Consider the following 16,652-nt stretch of genomic DNA (forward strand, 5'->3'; position numbering starts at 1 on the left):
ACTGTGCGGCGATTCCGGCGACCATGGTGCACTGCTCAAAACCCAGCCCACCGCAGGAGTCCGCGTGTCGCAACAACAGCCTGATCTGCCCCCTGAACTGCTACCCCTGGCCCAAATGCCCTGGCTGAAACGCCTGGCGGCGCGTCTGTTTGGCCATGGCCTGACCCGTCTGCGCGCCCAGCACCGGTTCTCGTGGTTGCATGGGCAAGCCGACGGGTTTCGCAGCGGGCATGAAGCGGGCGTCGAGTACGGTTACCGCGAAGGCAAGGCCGATGGACTCGAGGAAGGGCGCCAGGTCCTGTTGATTCGCGACTTTCGCACCGATGCTCACCGCGCTCCGGGCATTGACGACAACCTCTTCGATGACTGGCGCCTGCCGTTGACCGCTGACCTGAAAAAACGCATCAAGGCCGACGTGGCCCGCCTGCTGCCGGCGCATGCCCAGCCCAGCGCGGCGCAGTGGAAGATGATCTTCAGCGATACGCCTTCCACCTCAGTGATCGCCGGTGCCGGTGCGGGCAAATCCACGTCGCTGGTGCTGCGCATTCTGCTGCTCACCCATTACCTGGGCTTTGAACTCAGCTCCATCACCGTGGTGACGTTTACCCGTGAATCGCGCAAGGACTTCATCCACAAGCTCGTGGAAATCATGAGTCTGTGGGGGCAACCGCTTGATATCAAAGCGGCCCAGGCGGTGGTACGCACCTTCCACTCGCGCATCCTGCCGATGGTCCGCAGCCTGCCGGGCTTCGAGCGCCTGCAAGCGTTCGAGAACCTGCATACGGGCTTGGACGACGAGGCCGACACTAACCCCTTCGACCTGCGCATCAACGAGGCCCAGCGTCGGCAACTCAACGCCTGCTATCACCGGCTGTATGGCGAGCATCCACGTTTTCGCGAGCTGATCGCCCCGTTGATGCGCCATGGGTTGCAGCTCAAGGAGCTGGAGCGCGATCACCCTGACGTGCAAAAGCGCGTGGCGGTGACGGAGCTGGCGGCCCAGCGCGACGAAGAGCTGTGTGACCTGATCGAGGATTTGTGGTTTCGCGCCGGCGCCTGGCCGATCAAGGGCGTCGAGCCCGATCGCCGCACGGTGCAGATCAACGGCGCGCACTTTCATTGCCACGGCTATATTCCCGAGCTGGATGCGTGGGTGGTATTGGGTTTTGATTCAAGCGAAAACCCGCGGCTCAGCCGGCCGAATGCGAAGCTGTCGGTGCGCGCCGAATGCGCGGTTAAGCGAACTCTGTTTCAAGCTTTCTGCCGTAAACCGCTGATTTGGATTGATAATTACCAGGACTCAAAGCGCCTGCTCAGTAGCCTGGCCGGCGACGCCAGCGCCGGCCCTGGGTTTGAGTACAAGGTCAAAGGAGAGCTGGGATCGGCACCGCTGCTCGATTGTTTTGTCACGGCTGCCGGCTTCATCGAAAACCTGGGGCTGGACGTTCCCGACGCCGTGGGCCGCATGAGTTTCACCAAGGATGATCCGGATCGCCTGTTCTTCGAAGCCCTGAGCATTTTCTGGAAAGCCCTGGAAGACCATTTGCTCGACCAGAAGCCGCCGATCATGACCTATAACCGCATGTTCTCGCTGTTCGGCGAAAATACCCCGGAAAACCTCAAGCTGCTCAGCGACCCGTTGCTGCGGCCGATGTCGCACCTGATGATCGATGAGTTCCAGGATGTTTCGCCGCAGATCGTCTCGTGGCTCCGCGCCAGCCTGCGCGAGATCCGCAGCCGTGGCCCGGCCATGCATGTGGGGCGCGGCGCGCAGCATTCTTCGCTGCTGTGCGTGGGCGATGACTGGCAGTCGATTTATGGCTGGCGCGGCAGTTCACCGAAATACTTCATGGCCTTCGACAAAGAGTTCCCATCACCGGCAACCACGCGGGTGATGCTCGGGGAAAACTACCGCAGCCATCAACACATCATCGACGCCGCCGAACACATCGTGCGCGCCGCGCCGGCAATCGCCGGCAAAAAGGCCAAGGCCAGCGGTGCGCCAAAGGCATTGGTGCCAGTCAAGGTGATGGAGCGTGACGACGCCGCGCTGGGGCGGCAGTTGGTCGAGCATTACCAGAAAGGCGATTCGGTGTTAATGCTGTATCGAAAAGGTAGCGATAAGTTATTGATTCAAGAGCATATTCAGTCTGCAGTTAATGCGGATTCGAGCTTGCCTCCCGCTACGCGCAGGCTCAAGCAACTGACCTATCACAGTGCCAAGGGCTTGCAAGCCGACGCGGTGTTCCTGCTGGGCGATTGCCAGCACGTCACCAGCTCGCCCTATAAGAACCAGGTGTACCGCATGGCCGGCCTGGGCCAGGACGGCGACAGCGAGCCCTATGACACCGCGCAGAAAGAGGAAGTATTGCGCCTGGCCTACGTAGGGATCACCCGCGCGGTCAGTCATTGCTACTGGTACGTGGAAAAGCCCGAGGGCCAGGCGGTAAATATGCCCAGGGCGTCGGAGCGGGTGGATGGCAGGAAGGCGTTTTTCGACGATCAACGTCACTGATGGCCGAGCGATCGGCCTTCAGCGATGTCGAGCAACATCACGCCCGCAACGATAAGGGCGGCACAAAGGATGCCAGTTCGATTTCCACCGCCTCGATCATGCGCTCCACATCGGCGGCGTTCATCACGGTGGCGCAGGGAATGCCGGCAATGGCAATCAGAGTCTCGCCACTGGCACGGTCGAACAGGCGGGCGACCATACTGCCGGGAGCATCCATGCTGCCTTCAAAACCCATCGGGTGAAAGTGCCAGCGCATCAATTGGCACGCGTTGGGGAATGTCACTTTGTTCATGTTGCCCACCTGGTTCATTGAGCGCTTCCTTTAGCTCGCGGCAGGGTGCCGGGACCGTCACTGGTCGAGGCGTGTAGAGCTTAAAAATAGCATTCGTTCGCAACCGCAACGTGACTTTTTTCCGCCCGTTCGGCGGTTGTTTTCGATTCGATTGACCTGGGTCATCTCCTGTCGGGGAGTTGGCATAGTGCCATTACGCGACCGAAGTGATTGCGCGCATTGAACAGCGTGGCGAATTTCGTCAATCTCCAGGCTTTATCCGCCAGAGCCGCCCATGCCCGACATTGCTCCCGACTCCGACAGCCAGCTCACGCACGCCACTGGCGAGCTGGTGCTGCGCCACCACCTATGTTGGCGCCATCGCGACCTGGACGGGGTTATGGCCTACTACCATCCGGACATCCAGTACCACGATTTCTTTCAGAACCGTGTGATCCGGCATGCCGAGCTGCGTGAGTATCTGCGCGCGAGCATGCCACGCGCGGCGGATGAGGCGATTGAACACACCGATCGCATTCGTGCTGACGGCGACACTGCGTTTATCCAATACCGTATTACTTTGCGCGGTGGTCATGGGTTGGTGTCGTTCCGCACCAGCGAGGCCATCACCGTGCGTGACGGGTTGATCTGGCGCGTCAATGAGTACGCCTCACTGGTGCACGAACAACCCGCGCAAACCCTGCGCCCCACGGTGAGCCGCCTGGGGCTTTCGCCTCAGCAATTGGGGCATATGGCCAACGATCTGCAGCAGTATTTCGAAAGCCGGCAACCGTACCTGGACCCGGAACTGGACCTGCAGCGCGTTGCCAAGGAGTGCGGCTACAGCCGCAATCAGATTTCCTACCTGCTCAACCAGGTGCTGGGGCAAAGCTTCTACCGCTACGTCAACCAGGCCCGGCTCCGGCACCTGCTGGCCGCACTGAATACCGCGGCAGCGCCGATCAAGGTCGACGAACTGGCATTCGCCGCCGGTTTCAATTCGTTGTCGGCGTTCTATAGTGCATTTCGCCAGCACACGGGGCAGTCGCCCAAGGCCTACGTCAAACAAATTTCTCTGCGTGCACGCGCGCAAGACAACCCCTGATACGGCGCTCTAGGATCCCGTCTATCGAAACGCGGTAGAGGGAAACCTGGCATGGCGGCATGGCGCAACATCAGCTTGTGGATGGATCAGTTGGACGACCCGCTGATCGCGCGGCCCTGCCTGGAGCACGACCTGGATGTGGATGTGGCCATCATTGGCGCCGGCTATACCGGGTTGTGGACCGCTTATTACCTTAAACGTCAGGCGCCGCAACTGAACATTGCCCTTATCGAAGCGCAAACCGCCGGCTTCGGTGCTTCGGGCCGCAACGGCGGCTGGTTGATGGGCAACCTGTTGGGCGAAGACCGCCTGCTCGCCGGGCTGTCTGCCGAACAGCGCCGTGCTTCATTTGATTTACTGCATGGCATTCCGGACGAAGTGGCTCAGGTACTGGCCCGAGAGGGCATCGATTGCGACTATCGCAAGGGCGGCGCGCTGTATTGCGCCGCGCGCTACCCCGAGCAGGAAATCAGCCTGCGCCGCTATCTGAACAAACTCTACGCCCAGGGCCTTAGCGAAGCCGATTATCGTTGGCTGAGCCCGGAACGACTGGCCGAGCAACTGCGTATCGCCAAACCCTACGGCGCGATCTACGCCCCCCATGTGGCAACCATCCAACCCGCCAAACTGGTGCGCGGCCTGGCGCGCGTGGTTGAAGGCATGGGGGTAACGCTCTATGAAAACAGCCCAGTCACGCACTGGCAGTCCGGCAGCGTGCGCACCGATAAAGCCTGCGTACGGGCGACGTGGGTGGTGCCGGCGGTGGAAGGCTACGCTACTACCTTGCCCCCGCTGGGGCGCTACCAACTGCCGGTGCAAAGTTTGATCGTCGCGACCGAACCACTGCCGGCCAGCACCTGGGAGCAGATCGGTCTCAGCGAGGGTCAGGCGTTCGGCGAAAGCAGCCGCCAAGTCACCTACGGCCAGCGCTCCGCCGACAACCGGCTGGTATTCGGTGCTCGGGGTGGTTACCAGTTCGCCGGTAGGCTGCGCCATGACTTCGATTTGACCGACAGCGAAGTGCAACTGCGTCGCTACTTGTTCGGCGAACTCTTCCCACAGCTCAAGGACGTACGGATCACCCATTCCTGGGGCGGCAACCTGGGGATGTCGCGCCAGTTCCGACCGCACATGCTGTGCGATCGGCGCGCCGGCATCGCGGTATCCGGCGGTTACGGCGGGGAGGGCGTCGGTGCGACCAACCTGGGCGGGCGCACCTTGGCCGACCTGATCCTGGATCGTGATACCCCGCTGATCCACCAACCCTGGGTGATCCGCGAGGGGGGCTTGGACGCGCTCAAGGCCTGGGAGCCCGAGCCGTGCCGTTGGCTGGGTTACAACGCGATCATTCGTAGTTTTGTCCATGAAGACCAAGTATTGGCTAACCCCAATACCGCACCCTGGCGTCGCAAGCTCGCCACGGGGTTGGCGGGGTTCATGGAAGGTTTCATGCACTAAGTCGTTCACACATACGGGAGCTCCCATGAGCATCACTCAGTTCAAAGACACGCTGAATGCGCACTTGCCGGACTCGTCCCCGGTCGCTGCGCCCCTGGGCGAGCCGATCGCGGTGGCGTCCACCTTGAGCGTCGAGCGTAACGACGGCGTCGAGACGGGCATCTGGCAATGCACCCCGGGCCGCTGGCGGCGCCAGATCACCGCACAGGAGTTTTGCCACTTCATCCAGGGGCGCTGCACCTTCACCCCCGACGACGGTGAAACCTTGCACATCCAAGCCGGCGATGCACTGATGTTGCCGGCCAACAGCACCGGTATCTGGGATATCCAGGATACGGTGCGCAAGACCTACGTCTTGATGCTGTAACGCTTTGATCCTTGATCGCCTGCCATAACAACAGCCCTAAAACCGCCAGGAAATCGAACCATGAAAGCCATCGCCCTGTTGCCATTGCTGTGGGTGGCCTGCGCCAGCCACGCCGCCGAAACGGTGAAAATCTACAACTGGTCGGACTACATCGCACCGAACACCACCAAAGACTTCCAGAAAGAGACCGGCATCGGTTTTACCTACGACGTCTACGACAGCAACGAAACCCTGGACGGTAAGTTGATGACCGGTAAATCCGGCTATGACGTGGTGTTCCCGTCCAACCACTTCATGGCCCGGCAGATCCAGGGCGGGGCGCTGAAAAAACTCGACAAGAGCCAGTTGCCCAACTGGAAAAACCTCAACCCGGTGCTGCTCAAGGCCCTGGAAAACAACGATCCGGGCAATGCCCACGGGTTTCCCTACCTATGGGGCAGTACCGGTATCGGTTACAACATCGATAAGGTCAAGGCCGTGCTCGGAGAGGGCGCTCCCGTGGATTCCTGGGACCTGATCTTCAAGCCCGAAAATATGGCCAAGCTGCAGAAGTGCGGGGTGGCGATCCTCGACAACGGCCCGGAACTGCTGCCGGCGGCGTTGAATTACCTGGGCTTGCCGCACCACAGCAAAAAGCCCGAGGACTACAAACAGGCAGAGGCCCTGTTGATGAAAGTGCGACCGTATGTGGCTTACTTCCATTCCTCGAAGTACACCGCCGACCTGGCCAATGGCGATATCTGCGTGGCCGTCGGCTTCTCCGGCGACATCCTGCAGGCCGAAAGCCGCGCCAAGGAAGCCAGGAACGGCGTGAACATCGGCTACAACATCCCCAAGGAAGGCGCCGCGATCTGGTTCGACATGGTCGCCATGCCCGCCGACGCCCCCAACGAAAAAGCCGGCTACGCGTTCATGAACTACCTGTTGCGCCCTGACGTGATGGCCAGCATCACCAACTACGTTCACTACGCCAACGGCAACCAGGCGGCTGACAGCCTGGTCGACCCGGCGATCAAGGCCGACACCAAGGTTTACCCGAGCGCGGAAATGATGGGCAAGCTGTTTGCGCTTGAAGCGATGCCCCTGAACATCGACCGCGTGCGCACACGGGTCTGGAATACGGTTCGTACGGGTCGTTAAGGACGTGCTGTGGCGAGCGGGCTTGTTGTGGTGAGCAGGCCTGCTGGTTAAACCTGTTAGATCCCTGTCCCGGTAAAGGGGGACATATGAAATTATTTATCTAAGTAGTGGCTGTTTAATGTCGCCAATGACACCATGACAATATATTCCCTCGCCCTCTGAGTGCATGACGCTACTTGGGTGGAGTTAACACTATTTAATATTTAAATAACGCTGTACTGCTTTTTGTCCGACAAAATCCAATGCGGCCAGCAAACACGGCCTTCGACTTGCGCCGATTGTTTGACAGGCACTTATTCACCCGGCAAATAGATGTAGACGGAAGATTTCAAGTTGTGTCAGTTTTCTTACGCCTTCAAAAGAGGCGAGTGATAGGACGATCTCGCCAGCGGGGTTCCTATCGATCAAAGACTGATGCACTTGCAAACAAGGAAGTACGTTTATGTCAAAAGTAAAAGACAAGGCTATCGTGTCAGCGGCGCAAGCCAGCACCGCTTACTCGCAAATCGATAGCTTCAGCCATCTGTATGACCGTGGCGGCAACCTCACGGTCAACGGCAAACCGTCCTACTCCGTTGACCAGGCAGCCAACCAGCTGCTGCGCGACGGTGCCGCGTACCGCGACTTCGATGGTAACGGCAAGATCGATCTGACCTACACCTTCCTCACCTCGGCCTCCTCCAGCACCATGAACAAACATGGCATCTCGGGGTTCAGCCAGTTCAACACCCAGCAGAAAGCACAGGCCGTACTGGCCATGCAATCGTGGGCAGACGTGGCCAACGTCAACTTCACCGAGAAAGCCAGCGGTGGTGACGCCCACATGACCTTCGGCAATTACAGCGGTGGCCAGGACGGCGCGGCGGCCTTCGCCTACCTGCCCGGCACCGGCGCAGGCTACGACGGCACCTCGTGGTACTTGACCAACAGCAGCTACACGCCGAACAAAACCCCGGACCTGAACAACTACGGCCGGCAGACCCTGACCCACGAAATCGGCCACACCCTGGGCCTGGCCCACCCTGGCGACTACAACGCCGGGAACGGCAACCCGAGCTACAACGACGCGTCCTACGGACAGGACACGCGCGGCTACAGCGTCATGAGTTACTGGAGCGAAAGCAACACCAACCAGAACTTCAGCAAAGGCGGGGTAGAAGCCTATGCCTCCGGCCCGCTGATCGACGACATTGCCGCGATCCAGAAGCTCTATGGCGCCAACTACAGCACCCGTGCCGGCGATACCACCTACGGCTTCAACTCCAACACCGGGCGTGATTTCCTCAGCGCCAGTTCCAACGCCGACAAACTGGTGTTCTCGGTATGGGACGGTGGCGGTAACGACACCCTGGACTTCTCCGGTTTTACCCAAAACCAGAAGATCAACCTCAATGAGACCTCGTTCTCCGACGTTGGCGGCCTGGTGGGCAACGTGTCAATCGCCAAGGGCGTGACTGTCGAGAATGCGTTCGGCGGCTCGGGCAACGACCTGATCATCGGCAACAACGCGGCCAACCTCATCAAAGGTGGGGCCGGCAACGACCTGATCTACGGTGGTGGCGGCGCGGACCAGCTGTGGGGCGGCGCAGGCAGCGACACCTTTGTGTTCGGCGCCAGTTCCGATTCCAGGCCTGGCGCTGCGGACAAGATCTTTGACTTCGCCTCCGGCTCGGACAAGATCGACCTCAGCGGCATCACCAAAGGCGCGGGCCTGACCTTTGTCAATGCGTTCACCGGGCATGCCGGCGACGCGGTGCTGAGCTACGCGGCGGGCACCAACCTGGGTACTCTGGCGGTCGACTTCTCCGGGCACGGCGTGGCGGATTTCCTCGTCACCACCGTCGGCCAGGCAGCGGCCAGCGACATCGTGGCGTGATGCACGGGCGCGGCGTTTCGGCGCCGCGCCTCCAGGAGGAAGCGTAACGATGCAGCGTTTTGTTACTTTGATCGCCTGCGCTGTGCAGGTGATGTTCGTGTCGGCAGGAGCCCACGCAATGGCGAGCAGTCTTGTTTTACCCACGCATGCCCAGTTGGCCGGCCATTGGCAATTGCGCCAGCAGGACCGGGTATGCGCCTTGGACCTGTTGGAACAGGCCGGCGCCCTTGGCGGCGATGTGGCCTGTGTGACGCAGTGGCTGGGGGACAAGCCCCTGAGTTGGTCGCCGACACCGGACGGCATCTGGCTGATGAATGCCGAAGGCACCGGAATTACCCATTTGAACCGCCAGGCAAAAGACCGTTACGAAGGTAAAACGCCAAACGGCTCAGTGGTGATATTGCAACGTAAACCTTAGTTGCAGTTATAACGCTATAACCGGAACTTATTAGTTGGCCGTACGCCTGCGCAGGGAGCGGGTCAACTCGTGCATGCAGTTTGATTCAAGGAAGATCAGAAGATATGGCAAAGCCCCATGCCGTCGCGCCGTTATTCAAAGCGCTGGGTGAATATAAGAGCATCCTGATCAGCATCGGCTGTTTTACCGCGTTGATTAACCTGCTGATGCTGGTGCCGTCGATTTATATGCTGCAAGTGTATGACCGCGTACTGTCCTCCCAGAATGAAACCACTCTGGTGATGTTGACGCTGATGGTCGTCGGCTTCTTCGCGTTTATCGGCACCCTAGAAGTGATCCGCAGTTTTATCGTGATCCGTATCGGCAGCCAATTAGAGCGACGGTTCAACTTGCGCGTATATAAAGCAGCGTTCGAACGCAACCTGCAACGCGGCCAGGGACATGCCGGGCAATCCCTGGCGGATTTGACCCATATCCGCCAATTCATCACCGGACCCGCGCTGTTCGCGTTTTTCGATGCGCCATGGTTTCCCATTTACCTGTTCGTGATTTTCCTGTTCAACGTGTGGCTGGGGGTGCTGGCCAGCGCCGGGGCGCTGCTGTTGATCGGCCTGGCCTGCCTGAACGAATACCTGACCAAAAAACCCTTGGGCGAGGCCAGCGGCTTCTCTCAGCAATCGACCCAACTGGCTACCAGCCATTTGCACAACGCCGAAACCATCCAGGCCATGGGCATGCTGGGCGCGCTGCGTCACCGTTGGTTCGCCGTGCACGCGCAATTCCTGGGCCTGCAGAACAGTGCCAGCGATACCGGTTCGGTGATCACTTCCCTGAGCAAATCCCTGCGCCTGTGCCTGCAATCGCTGGTGCTGGGCCTGGGCGCGCTGTTGGTGATTCGAGGCGACATGACCGCCGGCATGATGATCGCCGGTTCCATTCTGATGGGCCGGGTGCTCAGCCCCATCGACCAGTTGATTGCGGTATGGAAGCAATGGAGTTCGGCCAAGCTGGCGTATCAGCGCCTGGACGAGTTGCTGCGCGAATTTCCGCCTGAGGTCGAGCAGATGGCCTTGCCGGCGCCCAAGGGTCAGGTGAGTTTCGAGCAGGTCAGCGCCGGCCCGCCGGGCAAACGCAATCCGATCCTGCATCACGTCAGTTTCACCCTCGGTGCCGGGGAGGTGCTGGGCGTGCTCGGTGCGTCGGGCTCCGGCAAATCGACCCTGGCCCGCGTGCTGGTGGGCGTGTGGCCGACCCTGGCCGGCACGGTGCGCCTGGACGGTGCGGATATCCATCGCTGGGACCGTGACGACCTTGGCCCGTATATCGGCTACTTGCCCCAGGATATCGAATTGTTCAGCGGCAGCATCGCCGACAACATCGCGCGCTTTCGCGAGGCCGACCCCGAGCAGGTGGTGCGTGCCGCACAACAGGCCGGTGTGCACGAGCTGATCCTGCGCTTGCCCCAGGGCTACGACACCGTGCTGGGTGACAACGGCGGCGGCCTGTCCGGCGGGCAAAAACAGCGCGTGGCCCTGGCGCGTGCCTTGTACGGCGGACCCCGGCTGATCGTGCTGGACGAACCCAATTCCAACCTCGACACCGTCGGCGAAGCGGCGCTGGCCAGCGCCATCATGCAAATGAAGGCACAGGGCAGCAGCGTGGTGCTGGTCACCCATCGCTCATCGGCGTTGGCCCAGGCCGACAAGTTGCTGGTGCTCAACGAAGGGCACCTGCAGGCGTTCGGTCCGAGCCAGGACGTGCTGCGCGCGTTGTCCGGGCAACAGGAAGCGCCGAAGGAAAAACCCGGCGTCAGTTTCAGTCGTCAATACCAGGCCGGAAGGAATCCAGGCGCATGAGCGGCATCACTCTAGAACAACGCGACGCACGTTTCTTTGTGCGCATGGGCTGGTTGCTGACGGTTGTCGGCGCCGGTGGTTTTTTCCTGTGGGCCAGCCTGGCGCCACTGGACCAGGGCATTCCGGTGCAGGGAACGGTGGTGGTATCCGGTAAACGCAAGGCCGTGCAAACCCTCAGCCCCGGTGTGGTCAGCCGGATCCTGGTGCGCGAGGGCGAGACCGTCAAACAAGGCCAGCCGCTGTTTCGCCTTGACCAGACCCAGAGCCAGGCTGACGTGCAGTCGTTGCAGGCCCAGTACCGAATGGCCTGGGCCAGTGTGGCGCGCTGGCAGAGCGAGCGCGATAACCTGCCTGGTATAACATTCCCGCCCGAGCTGAGCGCCAACCCCGACCCGGCCCTGGCGCTGGTGCTGGAAGGTCAGCGTCAACTGTTCAGCAGCCGCCGCGAAGCGTTTGCCCGCGAGCAGGCCGGCATTCGCGCCAATATCGACGGAGCCGTGGCGCAACTGGGCGGCATGCGCCGCGCGCGCAGCGACCTGACCGCCCAGGCACAGTCCCTGCGCGATCAATTGAGCAACCTGCAACCCCTGGCCGATAACGGCTACATCCCGCGTAACCGCTTGATGGAGTACCAACGACAGTTGTCCCAGGTACAACAGGACCTGGCGCAGAACAGCGGCGAAAGCGGCCGGGTGGAGCAGGGCATTGTTGAGTCGCGCCTCAAGCTGCAACAGCACCGCGAGGAATATCAGAAGGAAGTGCGCAGCCAGCTGGCCGACGCGCAATTGCGCAGCCTCACCCTGGAGCAGCAACTGACGTCCGCCGGTTTTGACCTGCAACACAGTGAAATCATCGCGCCGGCCGATGGCATCGCGGTGAATCTTGGCGTACACACCGAAGGCGCCGTGGTGCGTGCCGGCGAAACGCTGCTGGAAATCGTGCCCCAGGGCACGCGCCTGGAGGTGGAAGGGCACTTGCCCGTGCACCTGGTGGACAAAGTCGGCGCGCACTTGCCGGTGGACATCCTGTTCACCGCTTTCAACCAGAGCCGCACCCCGCGGGTGCCGGGGGAGGTCAGCCTGATCTCGGCCGACCAGATGCTCGATGAAAAAACCGGCGCCCCCTATTACGTGCTGCGCACCAGCGTAAGCGATGCGGCCCTGGAAAAACTCAACGGCCTGGTGATCAAGCCCGGCATGCCCGCCGAGATGTTCGTGCGCACCGGCGAGCGCTCGCTGCTCAACTACCTGTTCAAGCCATTGCTCGATCGTGCGGGCTCGGCGTTGACCGAGGAATGAGCATGAGAACGGTGTTGATCGCTCTGCTCTTGACCTGCGCCAACGCCCAGGCGGCCATGGGTCCATTCGATGTCTACGAGCAGGCTCTGCGCAACGACCCGGTCTTCCTGGGTGCAATCAAGGAGCGTGATGCCGGCCTGGAGAACCGCACCATCGGCCGCGCCGGGCTGCTGCCGCGCCTGTCTTATAACTACAACAAGGGGCGCAACAACTCCCAGGCCACGTTGCCCGACGGGCGCGGCGGCAATTATCACGACGACCGCAACTACAACAGCTACGGCTCGACCTTCAGCCTGCAACAGCCGCTGTTCGACTACGAGGCCTACGCCAACTACCGCAAGGGCGTGGCCCAAGCGCTGTTCGCCGATGAAAATTTCCGCGACAAAAGCCAGGCTTTGCTGGTGCGAGTGCTGACCTACTACACCCAGGCGCTGTTCGCTCAGGACCAGATCGACATCGCGCGAGCCAAGAAGAAGGCCTTCGAACAGCAGTTCCAGCAGAACCAGCACCTGTTCCAGCAAGGCGAAGGCACCCGTACCGACATCCTGGAAGCCGAATCGCGCTATGAGCTGGCCACAGCCGAGGAGATCCAGGCACTGGACGAGCAGGACGCCTCACTGCGCGAGCTGGGCGCGCTGATCGGTGTACAGAGCGTCAACATTCACGATCTGGCGCCGCTGAACCAAGGGTTCGCGGCCTTCACCCTGACGCCGGCCAATTACGACACCTGGCATGAACTGGCGATCAGCAATAACCCTTTGCTGGCGTCCCAGCGCCAGGCGCTGGAAGTGGCGCGTTACGAGGTGGAACGCAACCGCGCCGGGCACCTGCCCAAGATCACGGCCTATGCCAGTTCGCGCCAGCAGGAGTCCGACAGCGGCAACACCTACAACCAACGCTACGACACCAACACCATCGGTGTGGAGGTCAGCGTGCCGTTGTATGCCGGTGGCGCCGTTTCGGCGTCGACGCGCCAGGCCAGTCGCGCAATGGAACAGGCTGAATACGAGCTGGAAGGCAAGACCCGCGAAACCCTGATCGAACTGCGTCGTCAGTTCAGCGCGTGCCTGTCGGGCGTGAGCAAGCTGCGCGCCTACCAGAAGGCCTTGGCGTCGGCCGAGGCCCTGGTGGTGTCGACCAAGCAAAGCATCCTCGGTGGCGAACGGGTCAACCTCGACGCGCTGAACGCCGAGCAGCAGCTCTACAGCACGCGCCGCGACCTGGCCCAGGCGCGCTACGACTACCTGATGGCCTGGACCAAATTGCACTACTACGCGGGCAACTTGCGTGACACCGACCTGGCCAAAGTCGACGAGGCCTTCGGCCCTGTGAACCCACGCCCATAACAATAAGGACACCGTTTGATGAGCACCGATTCCTTGCGTTTCAAACCCTTCACCGCCGGTTCGCTGCTACTGCTGTCCATGACGGCCCAGGCGCAGTACCTGGAGGCCGGCCAGCCCGGCAACCCGGCCAGTTGGCGCTCGGCCGAGTACCTGAGCGACTGGGGCCTGGACCGCATGCGCGCCAACGAAGCCTACGCCGCCGGCATCGATGGCACTGGGGTGCGGATCGGCGCGCTGGACTCGGGCTTCGATGCCAGCCACCCGGAAGCCGACAAAGCGCGATTCCATCCGGTCATCGCCACGGGCAATTACGTCGATGGCAGCCCGTTCAGCACCACCGGCGCGCTGAATCCCAACAACGACTCCCACGGCACCCATGTCACCGGCACCTTGGGCGCGGCGCGCGATGGCGTGGGCATGCACGGCGTGGCGTACAACGCCCAGGTCTATGTGGGCAACACCAACGCCAATGACAGCTTCCTGTTCGGCCCGACGCCCGACCCCAAGTACTTCAAGGCGGTGTACAGCGCCCTGGTGGATTCCGGCGTGCGCGCGATCAATAACAGCTGGGGCAGCCAACCCAAGGATGTCAGCTACCAGACCCTCGGCGACCTGCATGCGGCCTACGCCCAGCACTACAACCGCAGCACCTGGCTGGACGCAGCCGCGGACGTCGCCAAGGCCGGCGTGATCAATGTGTTCAGCGCCGGCAACAGCGGTTACGCGAACGCCAGCGTGCGCTCGGCGCTGCCGTATTTTCAGCCGGAGCTGGAAGGGCACTGGTTGGCCGTCTCGGGGCTGGATAAAGCCAATAACCAGAAATACAACAAGTGCGGAATCGCCAAGTACTGGTGTATTTCCACGCCGGGCGCGCTGATCAACAGCACCATTCCCGACGGTGGCTACGGGGTCAAATCCGGCACATCGATGTCGGCGCCCCATGCCACCGGCGCCCTGGCGCTGGTGATGCAACGCTACCCCTATATGACCAATGAACAGGCGTTGCAGGTGCTGTTGACCACCGCCACCCAGCTCGACGGCTCGATCACCCAGGCGCCCAACACCACGGTCGGCTGGGGCGTGCCGGATCTCGGCCGGGCGATGCACGGACCGGGGCAATTGCTCGGGGTGATGGACGTCAACCTGGCGGCCGGGCAGGCCGATGTGTGGAGTAACGGCATCAGCGACCAGGCGCTGATCCAGCGCCAGGCCGAAGACCGCGCCGAACACGCCGCCTGGCAGCAGACACTGATCGATAAAGGCTGGCAGAACGGCGTGAGTGCCGGCGCCAGCCAGCAGGACCAGACCGACTACGCGGTCGGCAACGCCCGTGATCAGGCCGCCGCGACGCGTATCTATCAGGGCAGCCTGATCAAATCCGGCGCCGGCAGCCTGGTGCTCAGCGGCGACAGCACCTATCGCGGCGCGACCACCGTCAACGGTGGCCTGCTGGCGGTAAACGGCGCACTGGCCTCGGCCGTCAGCGTGAACGACAGCGGCACCCTCGGCGGCTCGGGGCGTATTGGCGCGCTGACGGTCAATCGTGGTGGCCGTGTAGCACCGGGCAATTCCGTGGGCACCCTGCAGGTGGCCGGCGACGTCACGCTGGGTGCCGGCTCCACCTATGCCGTGGAGCTGACGCCCGGCGGCAGCGACCGCATCGTGGCCGACGGCAAGGCACGGCTCGACGGCGGCACAGTGACGCTGGCGCTGGAGAACAGCCCGACGCTGCTCAGCGGTGCGCAGGCGCAGAGCTTGATCGGTCGCCAGTACACCATCCTGCAGGCCGCCGGCGGTGTCGAAGGCCAGTTCGGCCAGGTGCTGCCCAATTATCTGTTTTTGGGCGGCAGCCTCGATTACGCCGCCGGCGGTGTGCAACTGGCGGTGGTGCGTAACGACGCCACGTTTGCCAGCGTCGGCGCAACGCGCAACCAGCGCAGTGCGGCCAGCGCCGCCGAGCAATTGGGCGCGGGTAACGCGGTGTATGAAAGCCTTGTGCGTGCCGAGTCCCTGACGGCTGCGCAACAGGGGCTGCAGCAGCTGTCGGGCGAAGTCTACCCGGCAATCGGCGCGATGCTGATCAACGACACGCTGCAGTTGCGCGATGCCGTGGGCGAACGGCTGCGCCATGTACCGACCAACGGCGAGCGCAACCTGTGGTTCAAGGCGCTGGGCGCCTGGGGCAAAAGCGACGCGCGCAGCGAAACGGCGGGCGCGACCACCTCCCTTGGCGGGTTGCTGGCCGGTGTGGACGGCGCGCTGGACGAGCAGACCCGTGTCGGCCTGGTCGCCGGCTACAGCGACAGTTCCCTGAGCCTGGGCAGCGGCACGCATTCATCGGCCGCCATCGACAGCTACCACTTCGGCGCCTATATCGGGCGAGAGTGGGGCAACTGGCGAGTAACGGGCGGCGGCGCCTACAGCTGGCATCGCGGCGATGTGAAGCGTGACCTGCAATACGGCGACGTCAGCGGCAGGCAGAAGGCCAAGCTGCAAGCGCGCACGGCCCAGCTGTTCACCGAAGCGGCGTATCGCATTGAGTTGCAACCGCTGGCGCTGGAACCGTTCGCCAATCTGGCCTATGTGCATCTGGACAGCGATGGCGTGCACGAAAAAGGCGATGCCGCCGCCCTGCAACGCGGCAGCGACCGACGTGACGCCGTGCTCGGCACCCTGGGCGCGCGCGTGTTGAAAACCGTTGCGCTCAATGACCATCAGCAGCTGGAACTCTCCGGTTCGCTGGGCTGGCAACACAGCCTTACCGCCGTCGAATCCGAAGAGCACCTGGCGTTTGATGCGGGCGGACCTTCGTTCGCCGTGCGCAGTTCGCCGCTGTTACGCGATGCCGCGCTGGTGGGCGTGCAGGCCAGCCTCGCGCTGAGTGCATCGACGCGGGTCAACCTGGATTACCACGGCCAGTTGGCCGGGCGTGAGAACACCCAGGGCGTGGGCCTGAGTTTGAACTGGCAGTTCTGAAGCGATTTACACACGTGAAATAAAAA

At 62.0% G+C, this 16,652-nt stretch carries 12 protein-coding genes; 11 read left to right on the forward strand and 1 reads right to left on the reverse strand.

The genetic code is table 11. The annotated features are described in order from the left end of the window. Window positions 1-64: 64 nt before the first annotated feature. Window positions 65-2,515 (forward strand): UvrD-helicase domain-containing protein, encoded by a 2,451-nt coding sequence (locus PSH94_RS12820; RefSeq protein ID WP_305437701.1) that lies wholly within the window; start codon window positions 65-67, stop codon window positions 2,513-2,515. A gap of 37 nt (window positions 2,516-2,552) precedes the next feature. Here the strand turns inward: PSH94_RS12820 and PSH94_RS12825 are convergent, their stop codons facing one another. Then, window positions 2,553-2,825, reverse strand: a complete 273-nt coding sequence (locus PSH94_RS12825; RefSeq protein ID WP_181079489.1) for a DUF1652 domain-containing protein — start codon at window positions 2,823-2,825, stop codon at window positions 2,553-2,555. Between the two features lie 256 nt (window positions 2,826-3,081). Here PSH94_RS12825 and PSH94_RS12830 point away from each other — a divergent pair, with 256 nt between their 5' ends. From PSH94_RS12830 to PSH94_RS12875, 10 genes are all read left to right on the forward strand, one after another. Then, window positions 3,082-3,891 carry an AraC family transcriptional regulator gene (locus PSH94_RS12830; protein WP_181079488.1) on the forward strand — a complete coding sequence of 270 codons (810 nt, stop codon included), beginning with the start codon at window positions 3,082-3,084 and terminating at the stop codon, window positions 3,889-3,891. Window positions 3,892-3,942: 51 nt separating this feature from the next. Continuing rightward, window positions 3,943-5,349, forward strand: coding sequence for an FAD-binding oxidoreductase (locus tag PSH94_RS12835; protein ID WP_253507569.1), 1,407 nt, complete (start codon window positions 3,943-3,945; stop codon window positions 5,347-5,349). Between the two features lie 25 nt (window positions 5,350-5,374). Continuing rightward, window positions 5,375-5,716, forward strand: a complete 342-nt coding sequence (locus PSH94_RS12840) for a cupin domain-containing protein (RefSeq protein WP_305437702.1) — start codon at window positions 5,375-5,377, stop codon at window positions 5,714-5,716. Between the two features lie 60 nt (window positions 5,717-5,776). Continuing rightward, the gene (locus PSH94_RS12845) at window positions 5,777-6,856 is read left to right on the forward strand and encodes a polyamine ABC transporter substrate-binding protein (RefSeq protein ID WP_253507575.1); all 1,080 of its coding nucleotides are present in this window, start codon (window positions 5,777-5,779) and stop codon (window positions 6,854-6,856) included. Window positions 6,857-7,298: 442 nt separating this feature from the next. Then, the gene (locus PSH94_RS12850; protein ID WP_181079484.1) at window positions 7,299-8,732 is read left to right on the forward strand and encodes a serralysin family metalloprotease; all 1,434 of its coding nucleotides are present in this window, start codon (window positions 7,299-7,301) and stop codon (window positions 8,730-8,732) included. A 49-nt stretch (window positions 8,733-8,781) separates the two neighbouring features. Further along, a complete protein-coding gene (locus PSH94_RS12855; RefSeq protein WP_285428242.1) occupies window positions 8,782-9,150 on the forward strand; it encodes a protease inhibitor Inh/omp19 family protein in 369 nt (122 codons plus the stop codon). A 104-nt stretch (window positions 9,151-9,254) separates the two neighbouring features. Further along, entirely contained in the window at window positions 9,255-11,006 is a 1,752-nt protein-coding gene (locus PSH94_RS12860; protein ID WP_305437703.1) for a type I secretion system permease/ATPase, read from the forward strand. Further along, window positions 11,003-12,304 carry an HlyD family type I secretion periplasmic adaptor subunit gene (locus tag PSH94_RS12865; RefSeq protein WP_181079481.1) on the forward strand — a complete coding sequence of 434 codons (1,302 nt, stop codon included), beginning with the start codon at window positions 11,003-11,005 and terminating at the stop codon, window positions 12,302-12,304. The genes PSH94_RS12860 and PSH94_RS12865 overlap by 4 nt, the downstream gene beginning before the upstream one ends. 2 nt (window positions 12,305-12,306) lie before the next feature. Further along, window positions 12,307-13,650, forward strand: a complete 1,344-nt coding sequence (locus PSH94_RS12870; RefSeq protein ID WP_181079480.1) for a TolC family outer membrane protein — start codon at window positions 12,307-12,309, stop codon at window positions 13,648-13,650. 18 nt (window positions 13,651-13,668) lie between these two features. Beyond that, window positions 13,669-16,626, forward strand: a complete 2,958-nt coding sequence (locus tag PSH94_RS12875; protein ID WP_305437704.1) for an autotransporter serine protease — start codon at window positions 13,669-13,671, stop codon at window positions 16,624-16,626. Window positions 16,627-16,652: the final 26 nt, after the last annotated feature.

It is taken from the genome of Pseudomonas sp. FP2254, assembly GCF_030687695.1.
Lineage (GTDB): Bacteria > Pseudomonadota > Gammaproteobacteria > Pseudomonadales > Pseudomonadaceae > Aquipseudomonas > Aquipseudomonas quebecensis.

What these genes read in the sequence shown, in the direction of transcription:
- PSH94_RS12825 (WP_181079489.1), bottom strand. Translation starts at nt 2,825, where the DNA reads ATGAACCAGGTGGGCAACATGAACAAAGTGACATTCCCCAACGCGTGC.
- PSH94_RS12830 (WP_181079488.1), top strand. Translation starts at nt 3,082, where the DNA reads ATGCCCGACATTGCTCCCGACTCCGACAGCCAGCTCACGCACGCCACT.
- PSH94_RS12835 (WP_253507569.1), top strand. Translation starts at nt 3,943, where the DNA reads ATGGCGGCATGGCGCAACATCAGCTTGTGGATGGATCAGTTGGACGAC.
- PSH94_RS12840 (WP_305437702.1), top strand. Translation starts at nt 5,375, where the DNA reads ATGAGCATCACTCAGTTCAAAGACACGCTGAATGCGCACTTGCCGGAC.
- PSH94_RS12845 (WP_253507575.1), top strand. Translation starts at nt 5,777, where the DNA reads ATGAAAGCCATCGCCCTGTTGCCATTGCTGTGGGTGGCCTGCGCCAGC.
- PSH94_RS12850 (WP_181079484.1), top strand. Translation starts at nt 7,299, where the DNA reads ATGTCAAAAGTAAAAGACAAGGCTATCGTGTCAGCGGCGCAAGCCAGC.
- PSH94_RS12855 (WP_285428242.1), top strand. Translation starts at nt 8,782, where the DNA reads ATGCAGCGTTTTGTTACTTTGATCGCCTGCGCTGTGCAGGTGATGTTC.
- PSH94_RS12860 (WP_305437703.1), top strand. Translation starts at nt 9,255, where the DNA reads ATGGCAAAGCCCCATGCCGTCGCGCCGTTATTCAAAGCGCTGGGTGAA.
- PSH94_RS12865 (WP_181079481.1), top strand. Translation starts at nt 11,003, where the DNA reads ATGAGCGGCATCACTCTAGAACAACGCGACGCACGTTTCTTTGTGCGC.
- PSH94_RS12870 (WP_181079480.1), top strand. Translation starts at nt 12,307, where the DNA reads ATGAGAACGGTGTTGATCGCTCTGCTCTTGACCTGCGCCAACGCCCAG.
- PSH94_RS12875 (WP_305437704.1), top strand. Translation starts at nt 13,669, where the DNA reads ATGAGCACCGATTCCTTGCGTTTCAAACCCTTCACCGCCGGTTCGCTG.